The following is a 16,397-nucleotide window of genomic DNA, read 5'->3' as shown; positions in this document are numbered from 1 at the left end:
ACTCCGCCTGTTTCTTTAGCGGAGTGAAATGTACGTTTGTGATACAAACGGATTTCACTCTCTTGCCTCGAAACTCGGACAAGGCAGGAAAAACGCTCGGAACTCTGTTTTTCTGACAATTATAAAGGATCTGATCAGTGCAGCAATGAGCAGCGATGAAAGGCAAAAATAATAAGCAAAAAGATTCAAGGCGTACCGCATGGATACACATCCGTTTAACACCGGCAGAAGCCAGCAAGATTAACGAACGCTTCCGCAAGACTCCGTATAAAGACCTCAGCACCTATCTCAGAAACGTGCTACTGAATAAACCTGTCACCACAATTGCCCGGAACCGTTCTTTTGATGACTTTATCCAGGAAATGATCCTACTTAGAAACGAGCTCAGTGCCATCGGCAGTAACCTGAATCAGATGGCTAAGAAGATGAACAGCTATGCCACTACCCCCAGCGTTAAACTGCTGATGGAAAGCTATAAACTGGTTAAAGAAAATGTAGATACAAAAATAGATGGGATTAAAACCAGGCTGAACCAATTTTCGGATAAATGGTTGCAAGAATCGTCAGTGGTAGAAGCATCAAAGGAGCGCTAAACTACAATGAGCAGAAAGTTAGCAAAGGCAAAGCTGTGTTCCTTTCTGCCGTGAACTACCTGAAGGATAGCGTAGCGTTAAACCCTGCAGAGAAGCTTTTTGTTTTGAAGTATCGGGCCGGGTTAAATCAGCGCGTGAAGACCAACTGCCTGCACATCTCTCTAAACTTTGAAACCAATGAAAAAATATCCGCTGAAAAAATGCAGGAAATTGCAAGGGACTATATGGAAAGAATTGGTTTTAAAGACCAGCCTTACCTGATTTACCACCACCAGGATGCTGCTCATCCGCACTGCCATATTGTGAGTACCAATATTGATGCACTGGGTAATCGGATCAGTTTACATAACCTGGGCCGTGACGTATCTGAAAAAGCGCGGCAGGAGATTGAAATAAAATATGGACTGATAAAGGCATCAGGCCGGGGAAAAGATGAGGAGATGCCCATTCTGGATATTTCCAGACTTAAAAAGGCTGAATATGGCAATTATGAAACCAAAAAAACAATTACCCAGATTGTGAATACCGTCGTGCAAAAATATAATTACAGTAGCCTGGCTGAACTCAATGCGGTATTGAACTGCTTTAACATGATGGCTGACCGGGGGCATGAAAAGTCGGCTATGTTCAAGCAAAACGGTTTGCTTTACCGGATGATTGATGAAAAGGGGAACAAATTAGGCGTTCCGATCAAAGCCAGCCGGATTGCAGGGAAACATACTTTAGATAAGTTAGCGCAGCGTTTTGAAAAGAATAAATCCAAACGGAAGATAATAGCGGCTTCTTTAAAACAGCGCATTGATCGTGCGCTCAAAGCTCAGCCAGATCAGCAGGGTTTTGAGGACCGGTTAAAAGAGCAGAAAATTGAGGTACTATACCGGACCAGCAAGGATGGCCAGGTATATGGAGTTACTTTTATTGATCATGCAGGAAGAGCCGTTTTCAATGGCAGTGAACTGGGAAAAGCTTATGGGGCTAAGGCGTTACTGGATGGTTTCACTCAATCCGCGCGTCAAAGAGTAACCGCTGTAAATGCAGTCAGGCCCTCATCCACAAAAAACACCATCCTGAATACGGCTACATCTCAAATCAAGGTTCAAAATCAACCGGGCGGTAAAGAAACTTATTTGCCACCGGCTAAATCCACCAATTACCTGGAAATGCTATTGGGTAGAACTGAACCTGAACTGGCCCCTCAACCGGCTAAAAGGAAAAAGAAACGAAGAAAACGGGGACAGCAAACTGAACAAATCAACCTTTAATAATTAACTTATGAATACTGAAGAAGATACCCAGGGGCTACGCAAGATACTTGATTTTACAAGGCTGATCAGCCTATTTATACTTGCCATACATTTCTACATCAGCTGTTATCAGGCATTTGAGCATTGGGGATGGACGGCGGCACTTACCGATCGGGTGGTACTGAATATCGCAAAAACGGGATTGTTTACCGGTATGTTTAAAGCTAAACTCGCTGCCTTACTTTTCCTGTGTATATCATTACTGGGCTTAAAAGGCAAAAAGGACGAGAAGATCCAAAGGAATAGCATCGTGGCTTACTTGGCAAGTGGCCTACTGGTGTACCTGGTTAGTGTATTGGTTTTTTATTTGCCTTGCAATGTACCTGTAGTTGCTGCCTTGTATATCGCTTTATCGGTATGTGGTTATCTATTGGTGCTTACCGGGGGCACCTGGTTAAGCAGGCTAATCAAAAATAACCTACAGGCTGATGTGTTTAACTCCGAGAATGAGACTTTCCCCCAGGAAGAACGCCTACTGGAAAATGAACACTCTTTCAATCTTCCTACGGTATATAACCTGAAGGGAAAGACAAGGGATGGCTGGATCAATTGCGTGAACCCTTACCGGAGTGTTCTGGTAGCGGGTTCGGGTGGTGCAGGAAAGACTTATTTTGTGATCCGGCATATTATGGATCAGCAAATCAAAAAGGGATTTTCGATGTTCATTTATGATTTTAAGTTTGATGACCTCACCAGAATGGCTTACAATAAGCTGTTAAAATACCAGGACAATTATAAGGTTAAGCCTGCGTTTTACATCATTAATTTTGAAGACCTGAACAGAACGCATCGTTGTAACCCGCTTGATCCTGGCAGTATGGAAGACATTGCCGATGCTGCTGAAGCGAGCCGTACGAACATGTTAAAAATCGATATTTCCCAGATCGGGGAATCGGGGGATACGTTTTTTAGCGCTTCAGATAGCGCATATCTTGTGTTTTTGGTGATTGGGATCGTGGGTTATTTCACGGTGCCGAACGTGGCCAATTATATTGTTCATGCCGGTGGTGGTAATGCGATCCTGCAAAAAGTGAATTCGCTGGTAGTCGGTGGTGGCAGGTCAGCGATGAATGCTACTGGCGCAGCTGGTGGAATGGCGGCCGATGCGATGGGGAACGCCTACCGAAAAATGCGTGGTGGCGAGGTTTCAGATGGCAATGATTACATGAAGGATAAAATTGCAGGAGGTAAAAACGGATAGCTATGGTATTTACGCAACTAAAAAATATAGACCGTGCTTTTCAGCACATTAAACGCTTCAGCATCGTATTTCTGGTTTGCTGTGTTTTGCTGACCTCTGTAGCGCTGTACTGCTCTTTTTCATTGGTACGCGAAAATGGTTCGAGGATATTTATCCTGCACAATGGAAAGTTGCTGGAGGCGATTTCCGCTGACCGAAAGCAGAACCTGCCGGTAGAAATGCGCGACCATATCAGCACTTTTCACCGCTTGTTTTTTACGCTTGATCCGGATGAAAAGGCGATTTCGGCAGGAATTGCCAAGGCTTTGTACCTGGCAGATGGCTCGGCTAAAAAGGCTTATGATAATTTAAAGGAGAGCGGCTATTACAATAACCTGATCTCTGCCAATATCTCCCAGCACATCGAAATTGACAGTATTGCTTTATCGCTGGATCATGCGCCTTATGGCTTTACCTGTTATGCTACCCAAAAGCTGATCCGCTCCAGCAGTACAGTGGTCAGAAAGCTGGTCACACGCGGGGAACTGCGTGTACTGGAATCCCAGACCGATAACAATCCGCATGGTTTTCTGATCCAGAAATGGGAAACACTGGTTAATGCGGACGTGAACCCTAAAATGCCGGAACCATGAAGTTATTCAGGAAATATAGCAGGCCACTATCTGATGGTCAGGAAAGGTTTGCCTTTAGGATAGCAGGCAGGATTCTGGCCGGACAGCGCCAGTTGTCGGATTGGCTAAACGCTAAAACTGCCAATCTGCATCCTAAAACCTGGCTGTTTTTACTGGTTTGTTTTTGCGCTGGTTCCAGTGCTTACCTGATCAGGCTACTCGTCCAGGCATTCAATTAACAATATTATTCACCTTTTAAATGACAACAATGAAAAGAAATCGAATGGAAAAAAGGAAGGTACTGATGCTGCTTCCCTTTTTGATACTGCCTTTTTTAGCCTTTGGCTTTTATGCACTGGGCGGTGGTAGTGGTATAAGCGCTCAGCAAGCGGCTTTACCAAAAGGCATCAATACGACTTTACCGGATGCGCAGTTTAAGGGTAAGCAGGCTGATGATAAAATGGCAATTTATAACCAGGTAATTGCGGATTCGGGTAAAATGGGCGGTATAGATGCCATTGCGGCTAAGTTCGACTTGGATGTTAAAGAAGATCAGCAGACTGCCCAGATCAATGAAAAGCTGGCAGCAATTAATAAAGAAATCAACACACCTTATGCTGCGCCGAAAAACAATGCTGCCACTGGCATTGATCTCACCGGTGGTTTTCGGGATAACAAAATGACCAGCGATGTGGACCGGTTGGAAACCCTGATGAAAAACATGAAGGAAAGTTCGGGTGAAGTTGATCCTGAAATGGTGCAGTTGAATGCGATGATGGATAAGCTCATTGCTGTGCAGAATCCTGATCTGGCTGGGCAGATTTATAAAAAATCGGATGCTAAGATTGTTCCTGATAGTTTATTTAAAGCCATTCCAGCAGTGATTGCAGCGAACCAAAGAGCAAGACAGGGATCGGTGGTGGAGCTTCGTTTGCTGGATTCGCTGGTTTTAAATGGTGTGGTTTTTCCAAAGGGGCATCCCCTATTTGGTCTGGCCGCTTTTTCTAACCAGCGATTAAACCTGGAGATCAAAAATGTGCGTCTGGGTAACCAGGTCATCCCGGTTAACCTGACTGTATTTGATCAGCGTGATGCCATGCAGGGAATTAATGCGCCGGAGGCATTGTTAACCGATGCGGTGAATGGTGGCACAACCGATGCGATCGGAGGTCTGGGGCTGTCGGGATTTGATCTGACCACGCAGATTGCAGGGGCAGGTATAGACGCAGCGAAATCTTTGCTGACCAAAAAGATCGGCCGGGTAAAGCAGAACCTGAAGGCTGGTTATCCCCTATTGCTGCGTGACAATACCAAAAAACTGAAGTGATGGCACCTGAAGTCAATAGGGCTATACCGCTTTGGCGGAACTGGGAAGCTAAGGAAAAAATGCTGCTGGAAATTTTAGGGCATGGTGAAATTAGCAGATAAAGAAGGGCTGGCAGCTTATCTGGCAGCTTATCTGGAAGAACAAACCAGCCTTGGTTTTAGCTGGGTAGTATATGACAGCGATCAAGCGATTAGTGGCAGCTGGGATCTGGTGTGTTACCGGGATCAGATTTCTGCCCTTGAAGATGCCGCGGAAAACCAACAGATTTTTAACTGGCACATTGCCCAGCCGATTTCAGAGCTGAACGCCGCTTTTAAGAAAATAGATTATGAACTAAAAAAAATTGATATGAACAGAAATTCTTTAGAAAACTTTCTGGATGAAGCCAGGACATTAAAAGTGCCTGAAGCAATGATTGCCACTGCTGAGTCTATGATGGAACAGGGTATTGAAAAATTCACAGTTCGCGGGCAGATCCAGGCAGATATAGGAAAAATGGACCTGACCATACACTTAAAAAAGTCTGGTCAAAGTGATTATTATTATTTTAACCGCTTTGATATTGCACAGAGCAAAGCTAAGCCCCTGGAAATAGATCATAAATATTTGGTCTTTAGCCCTGATCCTTCCGGAAAGCACGATAACCTTAGCCGCAAGTTCGATAGTGCAGTCCTGGCAATGGATTATTTCAGAGAACAGAAAGGTACTGCTGAGCTGGCATTAGGCAAGTTCGATGACAAAAACTTACAGTTCAAGGATACCTTGGCAACGATGAAGGAAGGTAAGATCGATTATGTGAAGAAAGAGTTCCAGCAGGTATTTTATAGTCCGGTGCTTAAAAACTCTCATTACATTGATCGTGGAAAAGGTTTCAGTGTGGAACAGGCAGCAAATATGCTCCAGGGCAGAGCTGTTTTTCGTGAAGATATGGTGAGCCGTGCGGGTGAACAGTACAAGGCCTGGAGTGTTTACCAGTTTGATCAGCCCAAAGATCGCTACGGGAATTATACCATGAAGCAGTTTGGTGAAGGCTACGGCTTTGATTTAAAAAAGGAACTTTCGGCTTATGAGCTCAAGGATCTTGACAAGCCCGAAAAATTAGCCGGTCTGGTGGAAAAACTGGAGAACGGTAACAAGCCGCTGGTGACTGTGGTATATTCGGATGGCGAGGAGAAGGCTTTACGCATTGAAGCCGTGCCGCGTTACAACAACCTTAACTTCTATGAAATTAATGGTAAACCTGTTAAGCGGGAGGAATTGAAGAAAGAGCAGGCCCAGGACCAGGCGACTGGTAAAGATAAATCGAAATCCAAAGAGAAGAACAAACAGCAGGAAAATTCGATGAGCATGTAATTCATGCTGTTTTTTCCCGTTTTCTATATTTGCAAACTTAAAAACAAAATAATATGAATTCATTTGAAAAATTAAAGGAGCTGATTGCAGCAACTGAAGCTGATGCCAACTCGTTTTATGTTAAGGGCAACAAAGCTGCCGGTACACGTCTGCGTAAGGCTTACATGGAAATCAAAAACCTGGCTGCAGCTGGACGTAACGAGGTTACCGAACTAAAGAACACAGAGAGTAAATAGCAGTATTGCTGTTTTGGGAAATTTTAGCCCTGCTCAAATGAGCAGGGCTTCATATCAAAATTGACCATTTTTTAGGTTTTTAAATTCCCTAGTTGCAGCTTGTCGAAGAAACTCTTCATATTCTTTACAAAGTTCCTGCAACCGTAAACAAGTATTTGTTAGCTGGTCTTTAGCCATATCATCATATTCTCCAGCATTTACCATTTTTAAGATGTAAGCAATTTTGTTCTCGCAGATCAAAATGTCATGTCCAAAAGATCGCACCCCACCATCTAAATAGTGAATCTTACTAGCGTTATTTCTATAGTATTTAACGAAATCCTTAAGCCCCGTATGTAAAAATTCGAACGCTGGTAATTCCGATTGCACGATTGTTTCATCGGTCAGTCTTCTAACTTTATACACCTCATTTAACAATTCTTCGTTATAACCAATCTGATTTTTTTTTAGCGTTAAAAAAAGCTCAGATCTCTGTTTAAACTGCTCAAGTTCTATGGCGTTCGTTTGGCTTTTCCTTCTGTCTCTCTCTTTACTGAGAAATTGAAAGATACCAAAAACTACTCCGATTGCTCCCGTGACATAAGCTGCTATAACTTCATTGGAAGTGTTCGAAAAAATTTCAAGGTTTAATAGAGGCATTATTAATAATGATTAGCGTTAAGTAAAGTTAATCTTTCGGATCTTTAACCAAAAATTAATTTTAGAAGACACTAATTGCACCCTCAAAAGCCTCAATTATTCTTAAATAATTGTAAAAAGAGGTCGGTGAGGATCGATCAAATTTTGATCAGGATCAGACAAAGCAATCAAAAAACCTGTAGCCACTGCGTTTTCTACCTCATTAATTATACAGCTTGATCGTGATTCATAGTTCCGTTTTGTGCCTGACAACAATACTTTTTCCATTATCGAATGGTTTTCCAGTAGTTGTAGGTGTAAAATTTTTTCCTCATTGACATGAAATAAAACAGCGTCTTCAATGTCTTCAACAAAAAAATCCCAGTTGAGATCAACTTCGACATTAAAATGTCCATTATAACGAAGATTAGGCTGACTTTTTAACTCATAAAGTACGCTTGATTCATTGACATTGATTTTTCCAACCTCTATACGCACATTCATTTCTGGCAGCTGCTTTAATGAAGAAATAATATTACGATAGATCATCTGTAGAAACGAAATTCGTTCACTTCCTTTATATATAATGTATTGTCCCGTATCGATTGCCATAGAATTCTGCTGTATCCCGTCATACACAACCTGAACCATCATTAATCCTAAAGTGCCAACGGATATCACATATGGAATTTTCAAGAATGGTTTACCCAAAGTAAACGGCTGTAAAAGTTCAATTCCTAATTTCTTTGCCCGAGTTATTGCGGGCTCGGTATAACCCATATTTGAAAACAAAATCACCTTGTTTGCCCGTATCTCACCACTTAAATATTTCCCCACCAGGGCATCTATTACTTCAGACCCCACTGGTTCACTCCAGTTTTTTGCCTCCCCGCAGATAAGAATTTCAGCAATACCGAGCCTGCCCTTTATTCTAACATCAATTTGCCTCTTATTCTCACTTTCATTACCCGTTTGCTTATAGTCGTGCTCTATTGCAAATCCTGGAGGAAAATCCTTTTTGCAGAATTCAAGCAGCAACTTTTCGAACTGTATAGCGGTAATTTCCATATCTTCTTAATATTTTTTCTAGTTTCATTAATCCATATAATAAGTATCGTTCATTTTGGCATTTGGAACAAAATCATCACAAACTATATGGGCCATTTTGAGATCAGTTTCGAATTTTACTTCTATCTCTTTTCTAGTATCGTTTATCATATCGCATTCGTCTTGTCTTAAATAGAACCGAATGGAATTAAAAAAATGCATACTCATATTGAAAGCTTTTTTATCTAGTGTTGTTTCTTCCAATATTTTTTTGAAATCATCTATGGCATACTCGATCTTACTATGCTTGATTTGCGGAATAAGATCAGGTAAAACATTGATCATTCCATCTTCTGAAACTATGAGGATAGCTAATGCTCCAGCATCTTTGAATTTTTCATAGTATCTAATGGCTGAATTATATCTTGCACCTCTGGAAGGGTCGCCCTTTTCAGTAGCCAGGCCATCTAAAATAACTCCAATGGCGTGACAATTGGCATCGCGGTCAAGTAACACTGCACCATCTATTGAGGTCACTTTTCTAACCATGGACTCTGTAAGCTTGATTGGTTTTACAGAAAAGCCCTGTTTTCCTAATCTATCAGCTTCTGTTTTCGCCTCATCAGATATAACAATCATAGTTCCGTGTTTTTGACCACATGCCTCCATGGCAACTTCCCAGAGATCATCCAATTGTTTCTTTGAAATACCTTTGAAAATCCTTCGAAAATCAGAATACAGTTTTTCCCGGTCAATTTTATCCGAGGGAAGTTTGGGCTGACGGTATTCTACCTCCATTAGTGGATTATTATCATGGAGAACAAGCCAGGTAAAATGATTAGTAAAATTGACGGTGAACAAATTTTCATCCTTTGGATTGTATTTCCCTCTTATCTCACCTAAGCCATAAATTAAAGCAGAATCACTTACGATAGCTGAACTATTATCAGAGACTTCAAGAAACTTTCTCACCATGCGAAAATCTGTCATTTTGATCGGGCGATCAAGTTCCAGCGTTAACTTGATATTTTTATGGTCACGCGGCGCAATCAAAATGCTGCCCAGTCCTATTGCTCCTTCATATCGCAACGACGCAATTTCATTACAAGCATCATAAAACCTGTGCAAACCGTCAAAATTCCCTCCAGCAGTTGCTATGGTATACATGAATTGTCTTCCAGCATCACGCAACAACTCATCAGCCCTTTTCATCACTTCTGCAAATCCCCGATTCGGGTCTTTTAGTTCAAAACTGCAGGCATTAAGAAAAGATGCGATGACGGCTTCCGTAAGCGATCTAAAGATTGGAAACCTATCATATTTATTCTTTACAAGTGAATAATGTTCTTTTATAGCCAGACTTGACAAAGACAGCACTGTGAAAATTAAAAAGCCTTCCAAGTAAACCGGAGAGGCAACGTGGTAATCTATTTCATCCTCAAAATCACTTTGTTTGAGAATTCTCTTTATTGCATCAATATATCCACGCTCAGCGATCCGTTGCTCGTACCTGTCTTGAGCTAAAGGATGTGAATGGCGAATACTGCCATCCTGATCGGTCGAACTCAATTCCGCAGCTAAACTTTTAACATACGAAAATTGAAAAGTGCTAAATCCACAATCCTCCGGTTCTAAACATATCGGGTGACGGTCATCCCTATTATCGACCAGGATTCCTAAAAAGAAAACCTTGGGGTCCAGGCGCCAATCTATTTTTTTAAAGACTTGTTCAGCGGATACTTGAAATGATATATTCATGTGCCGCTGGTAACCCCACATAAAAAGGTCTATTGTATCACCATTCATTTAGCTAAGATAAAAGATTATTTACCGGTTGTTATCATATTGAAATTGACAAGAAAAAGTCAAATGGTTTACCTATATATTAAGTTACATAGATCGTACCCATTTGATGATTTTTCAAATACCCTGCCGGATACATCACATGTGTTTTGGAATCAGCTCCTATCCTCTCCAAGAGAATTAGAAACAGCAGGGCAAGATTTCCATATTCCTGGTTGCCTACTACCCATGAGTGAGCAATATTTTCCTTGTCAAATTCCATTTGGCCCTGAAAATAAATAGGCTGGTTCGCAAAAAGAATAAATCCTTTCTTTAACACAAAAATACCATCAACAGAATTGGAATTTATTTCCTGCTTTTCAGTTCTTCCCACAGGCAGGCTGATATTAATCAAATTCAACTTATTGTGGCTGCTTATTATCCAATTATAGACTTTTCTGCCGTCATCCGGGCCATCGTATGCAATCACATAATTCTGTATATCCTCTGGTTTTTTCCTGTTGGTAATCTCATTGTGCAGTTGCGGATCAAATGATTCAGCCAGCGATTTAACTATGTTTGCAGCCTTAACGGCCTGTAGAACACCTTGTTCATTCAGGGTTGACTTAATTTCAATTGTGGCAATAACTGATTCAACCATAAAAGCACTAACGCCGCCACCAAAATCCAGTTTGGGATAGCTGCTTTTATATATGATAATATCATGCTGACTTCGCATTTCACCAGGCTTCGAATTACAATCAATGATTTCTCCAGTACCTATAGAACAGCTTTCTGGTAAGTGCGATTTAAGAAATTCTTTAATAAAAAGTTCTCTTGGGGTTCCTTTATGATTAGGATGACCAGAGTTTCCTGGAATCTTCGCTTTTATAGCCAAACTATCTTCAATGGCATCAAAATGTGTCTTTAACATAGGATATAGTGGATAGGACTACAGAAATATCTGCATATCTGGTTTAATGCTCCTTAAGAAAACTTTAAGCTTGTCAATTTTTTCATCAAGAAGAACCTGATCTTCAATACTATCCGAGACAACACCCCTGGAATTTAAACTGATGTAAAATTCTATTTTGGTCAACCTTAAAAACCAGCCAATATTTTCAACAAATGTATCTTGTGAAGTCGCTAATATTTTTCTGTAGGAATCAAGATTTGTTTTTTTTAGCAATCCACCTTTTATCCATAATAAATATTTAGTGTTATTATAGTTACAGTATCCCAGTATCTGATCGCCGGTGAATTCAACATTAGCATCCAGACACTCATATTCCCCTAATTGACCAAACAGACTTTTAGTCAATTTTTTACCGTCGATTTGAACGGTTTTTATTTCAATTTTGTGATTCGCACCCTGATTTGTCATTTCTTGTAATTTCTATTTTCTGGCCGATGGATTAATATTTGATCATTTTTTTTCTCTAAAAAAGCCACCATTTCATCTGAAACCGGTGATTCGACTACAAAATCCCCGAATCGTTTTCTGAGTTCTCCCCATACTGCTGAAAGGTGCCCGGTTCTTCTTTCCTTTGGACATATCCAAACCCAGTCCAGTCCCCATAGTTTTATACCGTCTTTGTCCGTTCGGTCGCGAAATGAGCAGGCTCCAACAATGGCATTATTTTGATTGGTTAATAAGAGTCCATTAACATTTGGATCATCATCCCCTTTTGGGGACTGCCACTGTATAAAATCATAATGAAATTCTCTTTTGAATGCTCTGGCGCGGGTATACATTTCGAAATGCTTCCATCCTGGGGAATCTGTAGTCACCCATTCAGCTGCACTATGTTTTTTCTTCTCGGCTATCAGATCCGCGTGCGGTTTAGGATCAAGATAGGCCATCCTTTTTTTATGTTCTTTTCGATGGTTCGCACTGGAATCAGGATCTCCTTTATACCATTCCATCCCACAGTCTTCACATTGGACGCGATAAGGGTTTCTTGTGTCTCTATATTTAGGTGAGTCCACCGTAAGGCTAATCAGGCTACTTTCTTCATCTGACTTTAAAGTAATCTGATGACCAGATTCTGTTTTTAAGGTTTGTTTGATACTCCCAGCACGACCTTTTTCGGTAATTAAATCCACAGATGCAGTTTTATGACGGCATTTATAAAACCAGAAAATCTCCAGTTCTGAACCCGAAAACAGTTTCTTTTTCCTTGATTTGATTTCAGGTAAAAGCGCCTCAACCAGATAGCTAGGGTCAACCTTGAACCCCAGACGCTCCAGCAGTATAAATAAAACAGCGGCATCTTCTACCCTTATAGCTTCATATTCACTTACCGAAATGGACCGCACATTTGGACGATAGCAGATCAGTTCCCAATTCATCCCAAAGGCCTTAACCAGATCAATCAGCTCCAGACGATTTGGGTTCAAGCGAGAATCTGCATAATCCAACGCATCTTCCAAATCCGTCCGAAATGCCCATTTATCCTTTATAAATTTATCAAAGCAATTGCGCATTTGTCTGGTTTGCCGATAGCTCTGTTTTTCATTCAGCGCAGACCATAAAAAACGAATTGTTTCCTGATTAACTAAATACTCCATGTTTCTTATTTAAGTTCTGGGCTGTTTACCAGATTAATTTATCATAATCAAGATCATCGTCGCTTAATTCCAGTTCTTCAATCCCACACTTTAACCTCTGGGCTTCTATTGTAAGAAAACTGTGGTAGGCCTGATAGTCGTCTGTGCCGGCGGCAGCTCTTCTAAATAGTTTTGAAAGCTGCCTGAATGCCGTTTTCCCTCCTCGCAATGCAAAATAATCAGCGTTGATACTTCTCATATATTGATATAGATAAGGATTTGCTGCATCAACATTGCTATTTAGATATCCTATCAGAGATAAAGCTCCCTGGGCATCAAAACTTCTCAGAGATTCCTCTATCCAATATTCAATTTGAAGTAGTAAGCCAAGATCCATTTTATTGTTTTCGAAGTAACGCATATTGAATCTAATTGCATTAATAGAAAAAATGATGTGTACCCAGGATAGCCTGCAACCGAAGTGCGGCACCGGATCTGGCATGAAATGACTATACTCTCTTGTAAGCCGCTGGCCCTCATATGCTTTTCTGATTTCATGGGCAAAGCCACTCAGAATCTGATCTCTGGTGAAAAAACCTGATTTTTCAGTGTAACCTTCTTGCGACCAGAATTTGCCGATCACTTCATATATGGTTCTTAGATCGTCATAAGTGCCCCAGAGTTCTGCACCAAGGCCTTTTTTTGTTGGAGTAAAATAAAACACGTTAATATAAGATTAGAAAGCTAAACTATTAAATTCCTTTCCATTCGTAAAACGAAAATCATGGATGTTAAGAAATAAATTATGTACGGTTATACGCACAGATGTGTTTTAAATCTGATTCAACCTTATTTGATATTCATTTTATTATAATGGATTTGATGGGTTATGCAGCGCATTATAAAAATCTTTATAAGTTCTATCCGAAATAATGGATGGAATTATTTTATCCTGGCCAAAACCATATGGAAAATCATTCAAAAACTTTTCATTTGATTTTTTTAAATAGGTTCCATAAAAAGTGATTATTTCCTTGTGCACACCAATTACTTTGAAAATTTTCTTTTCCAATAAGGATGAATAACGAAGCTGGGAATCGGACGGCTTGGTATGTATACTTTGATTGCGAATTTTTTGAAGACGTTTAAACTTACCCCACCAAGGTTGGCTTTCTGCTGGAGGAGTTGAGAGAACAACATCTGAAATAGTTTTCAATTTCGTCTCAAGTGAATACCAGTCAACATCTGCTTTAGTATGGATTATGTTATTATCTGTTATTATTTGGATGTCATTTGGGATCAGTAAATTTGCTAAAGCTTCAACCGCGGTGTAGGCAAAAATTAACGCTGTAGTGATCATTTCAAAATAATCATAGTACTCAGCCTGGATTTTTAGGTCTGGAAAATTTCCATGATAGTAGTTGAAACGAGGCAAAATAGTCTTATTATAAAAATCGATAGCCTGTTTCAAATTTCTGTCGGCAGTACTTGAAAATAACCCGATATCATTCGGCCGGGTCATCAAAGTGGATAGCCGATCGAATTCTAAAACCCAATTATCGCTAAAAGTATACCGTTTGTCTGGAAAATCTTCATGCAACATTACATCAGGCTTATTTGCCCTCTTATCTGCAGTTTTGAGATAATCTGTATTAATTTGATCAGCGATCGTAACTATCGGATCATTTATTTGCCATTTGTTTCCAGAATATCCGAAAAAGATAACCTTATCTTTGAGATGATAAGTAAGTTCAATTTCTTCTATCAGATAATCCGCCTTTCCAATTTCCAATTGAAATAACAACTCAAAAATACTTAAAGCTCTGCGCATCAAAATCTTTGCAGTTTGGGTTTGTAACTGGAACATTAAAACATATCCATTGAAAGTATAATAAAATGAAAATGTGGCACTTCTAACCGAGGCAGATTCTTTACCAGTAAACATAGAAGAATACATCTCAAAAATCTTATTTAAATGTTGATAGAAAGAATTCCAAAATTCGGATGTCTTGTCATAATCTTCTAAAATGAAATTTTTAGTTAAAAAAATATGAAGCCTAGACGGTATGTATATAAATCTTCCTAACGGCAGGTCTTCATCTATGTATTGCTTTAATAAACGAACTTTAAAGCCAGCTTCTTGCAATGGTTTCACAAACCTATGCTCCAATACAAGCTGATGAACGCTACCATAGCCCGACACGGCTATATTTTCGTCGAATTCTGGAAATTCCATTGCAAACTAATATCAGTGATCAAAATATTTTATTCCTGTTGTTCAGCTTTTTTTATCTACTAAACTTCTCCTTGTTCTGGAAAATCTTTGATATAAATATATTCATCTCCAATGCTGAACCCCATTTCGAATACACAATACCACTGCATTCCACTTTTATCTTTTGTAATACTAGTGAAAAACTTGGGGTTAAAGCCCTGAGCCATTATATCAATAGTATTTGTGAATATTGTTTCATTGTCATCAAGCGGCCTCTCTCGTCCTTTTTTAAGAATTTCATAATTCTTTTTAATAATCCGGAAGATTTCTGGAGTATTTACATGCTCCTTTATTTTCTCAGCTGTCCGCTTGTGGCGATTATATGTATTTCGACAAGTGTCGTTGCAAAAACGTTGATCGCTTCGTCCGTGAAGAATTTTACTACAAAAGGTACACTTTTTTTGATTTTCAGGGTTTATCTGGCTCATTCTAAGTTATTGCTATGATGCAATATAGCCGATTTTATCGGGTATTCAATTTTTAGATCGGATAATGAATAAGTTGATCGGGTAATTTGTTTTTGTACCGATTTCTTGGCTTCTGGTAAGCGAAGTTTGCTGGGAATCAACTCGGTATCATTATGAAAAAGAAACAAATACTGGCATCAGAATTCTTTTCAGCCAGTTCTAAAAGACATTATTTTGTTGACCTAAAACGGGCAGAGAACAATAGCATGTATATACAGCTAACACGCAGTGAGCAGCAGCAGGACGGAAGTTTTAAGCGCTGGCGTTTTATAGTGTTTGAAAATCATCTGCCGGAATTTATCAATGCTTTTGCTTCCGTCTTTCAGGCAGCAGCCTATCAAGACGCGGATTATCAGACCGTTAAAGATATCGCAGAAGAATACAAGGCCGCCAAAGGAATCAAAGCGATGCCGGAAGATACCCGGCCGAGGGAAAAATTGTTTGCTAAAGGGTCCCAAAAGCTCCGAACAGAAGAATTGCTGGCCATATTGGTTGGTTCGGGTACTCCTGGGGAATCAGCTGTTGAGCTGGGAAAGCGGATATTCGATGGTCATGGTGGCAAAGCCCACCTGCTAAAAGGGTGTAATTTCTCATCACTATGCAGATATAAAGGTATGGGGGTTGCGAAAGCCAGTACTATCCTGGCTGCTGTAGAGCTTGCCCGCAGGCTTTATCTGCCACCGCCCGAATTCAAAACGGTTTATCTGGTCAAAAAACCAGATGATACGGGCGATGAACCCGCGTATTTTTTCGACAACTGATTTATTGGTGATTGTTTTTCGGGAGAGCAGCTGCTGCCGCTTCGCTACTTCTCTCCTGTCGCTAAGCTTTTAATGAAGACGGGCTCTTGTTTAGATGCCCAGTTAAGGTTTGATCAGATTTAACAGAGATGGTTTAGGCTGTTTGCGCAAAAAGTTCTGATCCGCAGTTTCGTCCGAAAAGACCAAGCCCCAAGGGGTTTGCTCGAAAAAAATCTTCCCTGCTCGCTGCGCTCCCGAGGTTTTTTTTTCGGCAAAGTCTTGTCTTCCGTTCC

Annotated in this window: 18 protein-coding genes; 9 read left to right on the top strand and 9 right to left on the bottom strand. The window is 40.3% G+C overall.

The genetic code is table 11. The annotated features are described in order from the left end of the window. The first annotated feature begins 155 nt into the window (after positions 1-155). The 8 genes from BLR37_RS15930 to BLR37_RS15895 all read left to right on the top strand — a co-directional run bounded on the left by BLR37_RS15930 (position 156) and on the right by BLR37_RS15895 (position 6,625). Positions 156-593: a plasmid mobilization protein gene (locus tag BLR37_RS15930; protein ID WP_090770238.1), complete on the top strand. Its 438-nt coding sequence runs from the start codon at positions 156-158 to the stop codon at positions 591-593. Continuing rightward, positions 548-1,855 (top strand): relaxase/mobilization nuclease domain-containing protein, encoded by a 1,308-nt coding sequence (locus tag BLR37_RS15925; protein WP_090770236.1) that lies wholly within the window; start codon positions 548-550, stop codon positions 1,853-1,855. Before BLR37_RS15930 ends, BLR37_RS15925 begins: the two co-directional genes overlap by 46 nt. A gap of 10 nt (positions 1,856-1,865) precedes the next feature. Then, on the top strand, positions 1,866-3,098 hold the full coding sequence (locus tag BLR37_RS15920; protein WP_090770234.1) for a YWFCY domain-containing protein: 1,233 nt from the start codon (positions 1,866-1,868) through the stop codon (positions 3,096-3,098). A gap of 2 nt (positions 3,099-3,100) precedes the next feature. Further along, the gene (gene traK, locus BLR37_RS15915; protein WP_090770232.1) at positions 3,101-3,730 is read left to right on the top strand and encodes a conjugative transposon protein TraK; all 630 of its coding nucleotides are present in this window, start codon (positions 3,101-3,103) and stop codon (positions 3,728-3,730) included. Continuing rightward, positions 3,727-3,948: a hypothetical protein gene (locus BLR37_RS15910; RefSeq protein ID WP_090770230.1), complete on the top strand. Its 222-nt coding sequence runs from the start codon at positions 3,727-3,729 to the stop codon at positions 3,946-3,948. The genes traK and BLR37_RS15910 overlap by 4 nt, the downstream gene beginning before the upstream one ends. Positions 3,949-3,977: 29 nt before the next feature. Beyond that, positions 3,978-5,036 carry a conjugative transposon protein TraM gene (gene traM, locus BLR37_RS15905; RefSeq protein ID WP_090770228.1) on the top strand — a complete coding sequence of 353 codons (1,059 nt, stop codon included), beginning with the start codon at positions 3,978-3,980 and terminating at the stop codon, positions 5,034-5,036. Positions 5,037-5,117: 81 nt separating this feature from the next. After that, a complete protein-coding gene (locus tag BLR37_RS15900; protein WP_090770226.1) occupies positions 5,118-6,389 on the top strand; it encodes a hypothetical protein in 1,272 nt (423 codons plus the stop codon). A gap of 53 nt (positions 6,390-6,442) precedes the next feature. Beyond that, positions 6,443-6,625 (top strand): histone H1, encoded by a 183-nt coding sequence (locus BLR37_RS15895; protein ID WP_090770224.1) that lies wholly within the window; start codon positions 6,443-6,445, stop codon positions 6,623-6,625. Between the two features lie 54 nt (positions 6,626-6,679). Here the strand turns inward: BLR37_RS15895 and BLR37_RS15890 are convergent, their stop codons facing one another. The 9 genes from BLR37_RS15890 to BLR37_RS15850 form a co-directional block, all read right to left on the bottom strand. Continuing rightward, positions 6,680-7,264: a hypothetical protein gene (locus tag BLR37_RS15890; protein ID WP_090770222.1), complete on the bottom strand. Its 585-nt coding sequence runs from the start codon at positions 7,262-7,264 to the stop codon at positions 6,680-6,682. Positions 7,265-7,366: 102 nt separating this feature from the next. Beyond that, the gene (locus BLR37_RS15885; protein WP_090770220.1) at positions 7,367-8,311 is read right to left on the bottom strand and encodes a restriction endonuclease; all 945 of its coding nucleotides are present in this window, start codon (positions 8,309-8,311) and stop codon (positions 7,367-7,369) included. 27 nt (positions 8,312-8,338) lie between these two features. Continuing rightward, positions 8,339-10,069: a diadenylate cyclase gene (locus BLR37_RS15880; protein ID WP_090770680.1), complete on the bottom strand. Its 1,731-nt coding sequence runs from the start codon at positions 10,067-10,069 to the stop codon at positions 8,339-8,341. Positions 10,070-10,175: 106 nt separating this feature from the next. Further along, positions 10,176-11,006 (bottom strand): DUF6602 domain-containing protein, encoded by an 831-nt coding sequence (locus BLR37_RS15875; RefSeq protein WP_090770218.1) that lies wholly within the window; start codon positions 11,004-11,006, stop codon positions 10,176-10,178. An 18-nt stretch (positions 11,007-11,024) separates the two neighbouring features. Continuing rightward, a complete protein-coding gene (locus tag BLR37_RS15870; protein ID WP_090770216.1) occupies positions 11,025-11,456 on the bottom strand; it encodes a hypothetical protein in 432 nt (143 codons plus the stop codon). Beyond that, on the bottom strand, positions 11,453-12,643 hold the full coding sequence (locus tag BLR37_RS15865; RefSeq protein WP_090770215.1) for a hypothetical protein: 1,191 nt from the start codon (positions 12,641-12,643) through the stop codon (positions 11,453-11,455). The genes BLR37_RS15870 and BLR37_RS15865 overlap by 4 nt, the downstream gene beginning before the upstream one ends. Positions 12,644-12,668: 25 nt before the next feature. Then, positions 12,669-13,346 carry a DUF6904 family protein gene (locus BLR37_RS15860; protein WP_090770213.1) on the bottom strand — a complete coding sequence of 226 codons (678 nt, stop codon included), beginning with the start codon at positions 13,344-13,346 and terminating at the stop codon, positions 12,669-12,671. A 144-nt stretch (positions 13,347-13,490) separates the two neighbouring features. Then, positions 13,491-14,858 carry a hypothetical protein gene (locus BLR37_RS15855; RefSeq protein ID WP_090770211.1) on the bottom strand — a complete coding sequence of 456 codons (1,368 nt, stop codon included), beginning with the start codon at positions 14,856-14,858 and terminating at the stop codon, positions 13,491-13,493. A 59-nt stretch (positions 14,859-14,917) separates the two neighbouring features. Then, positions 14,918-15,325, bottom strand: coding sequence for a hypothetical protein (locus BLR37_RS15850; RefSeq protein ID WP_090770209.1), 408 nt, complete (start codon positions 15,323-15,325; stop codon positions 14,918-14,920). 152 nt (positions 15,326-15,477) lie between these two features. Between BLR37_RS15850 and BLR37_RS15845 the strand changes: the two genes are divergently transcribed. Further along, positions 15,478-16,125 carry a UPF0758 domain-containing protein gene (locus BLR37_RS15845; RefSeq protein ID WP_090770207.1) on the top strand — a complete coding sequence of 216 codons (648 nt, stop codon included), beginning with the start codon at positions 15,478-15,480 and terminating at the stop codon, positions 16,123-16,125. Positions 16,126-16,397: the final 272 nt, after the last annotated feature.

The organism is Pedobacter soli (assembly GCF_900101435.1).
GTDB classification, from domain to species: Bacteria; Bacteroidota; Bacteroidia; order Sphingobacteriales; family Sphingobacteriaceae; genus Pedobacter; species Pedobacter soli.
Note: the sequence above shows the minus strand (reverse complement) of the source record. Positions and strands in the feature narration are given on the sequence as shown.

Excerpts from the sequence above, each read along its gene's own strand:
- traM (WP_090770228.1), top strand. The coding sequence starts at position 3,978 with ATGAAAAGAAATCGAATGGAAAAAAGGAAGGTACTGATGCTGCTTCCC.
- BLR37_RS15850 (WP_090770209.1), bottom strand. The coding sequence starts at position 15,325 with ATGAGCCAGATAAACCCTGAAAATCAAAAAAAGTGTACCTTTTGTAGT.
- BLR37_RS15920 (WP_090770234.1), top strand. The coding sequence starts at position 1,866 with ATGAATACTGAAGAAGATACCCAGGGGCTACGCAAGATACTTGATTTT.
- BLR37_RS15895 (WP_090770224.1), top strand. The coding sequence starts at position 6,443 with ATGAATTCATTTGAAAAATTAAAGGAGCTGATTGCAGCAACTGAAGCT.
- BLR37_RS15875 (WP_090770218.1), bottom strand. The coding sequence starts at position 11,006 with ATGTTAAAGACACATTTTGATGCCATTGAAGATAGTTTGGCTATAAAA.
- BLR37_RS15930 (WP_090770238.1), top strand. The coding sequence starts at position 156 with ATGAAAGGCAAAAATAATAAGCAAAAAGATTCAAGGCGTACCGCATGG.
- BLR37_RS15900 (WP_090770226.1), top strand. The coding sequence starts at position 5,118 with ATGGTGAAATTAGCAGATAAAGAAGGGCTGGCAGCTTATCTGGCAGCT.
- BLR37_RS15910 (WP_090770230.1), top strand. The coding sequence starts at position 3,727 with ATGAAGTTATTCAGGAAATATAGCAGGCCACTATCTGATGGTCAGGAA.
- BLR37_RS15890 (WP_090770222.1), bottom strand. The coding sequence starts at position 7,264 with ATGCCTCTATTAAACCTTGAAATTTTTTCGAACACTTCCAATGAAGTT.
- traK (WP_090770232.1), top strand. The coding sequence starts at position 3,101 with ATGGTATTTACGCAACTAAAAAATATAGACCGTGCTTTTCAGCACATT.
- BLR37_RS15870 (WP_090770216.1), bottom strand. The coding sequence starts at position 11,456 with ATGACAAATCAGGGTGCGAATCACAAAATTGAAATAAAAACCGTTCAA.
- BLR37_RS15885 (WP_090770220.1), bottom strand. The coding sequence starts at position 8,311 with ATGGAAATTACCGCTATACAGTTCGAAAAGTTGCTGCTTGAATTCTGC.
- BLR37_RS15880 (WP_090770680.1), bottom strand. The coding sequence starts at position 10,069 with ATGTGGGGTTACCAGCGGCACATGAATATATCATTTCAAGTATCCGCT.
- BLR37_RS15855 (WP_090770211.1), bottom strand. The coding sequence starts at position 14,858 with ATGGAATTTCCAGAATTCGACGAAAATATAGCCGTGTCGGGCTATGGT.
- BLR37_RS15845 (WP_090770207.1), top strand. The coding sequence starts at position 15,478 with ATGAAAAAGAAACAAATACTGGCATCAGAATTCTTTTCAGCCAGTTCT.
- BLR37_RS15925 (WP_090770236.1), top strand. The coding sequence starts at position 548 with ATGGTTGCAAGAATCGTCAGTGGTAGAAGCATCAAAGGAGCGCTAAAC.
- BLR37_RS15865 (WP_090770215.1), bottom strand. The coding sequence starts at position 12,643 with ATGGAGTATTTAGTTAATCAGGAAACAATTCGTTTTTTATGGTCTGCG.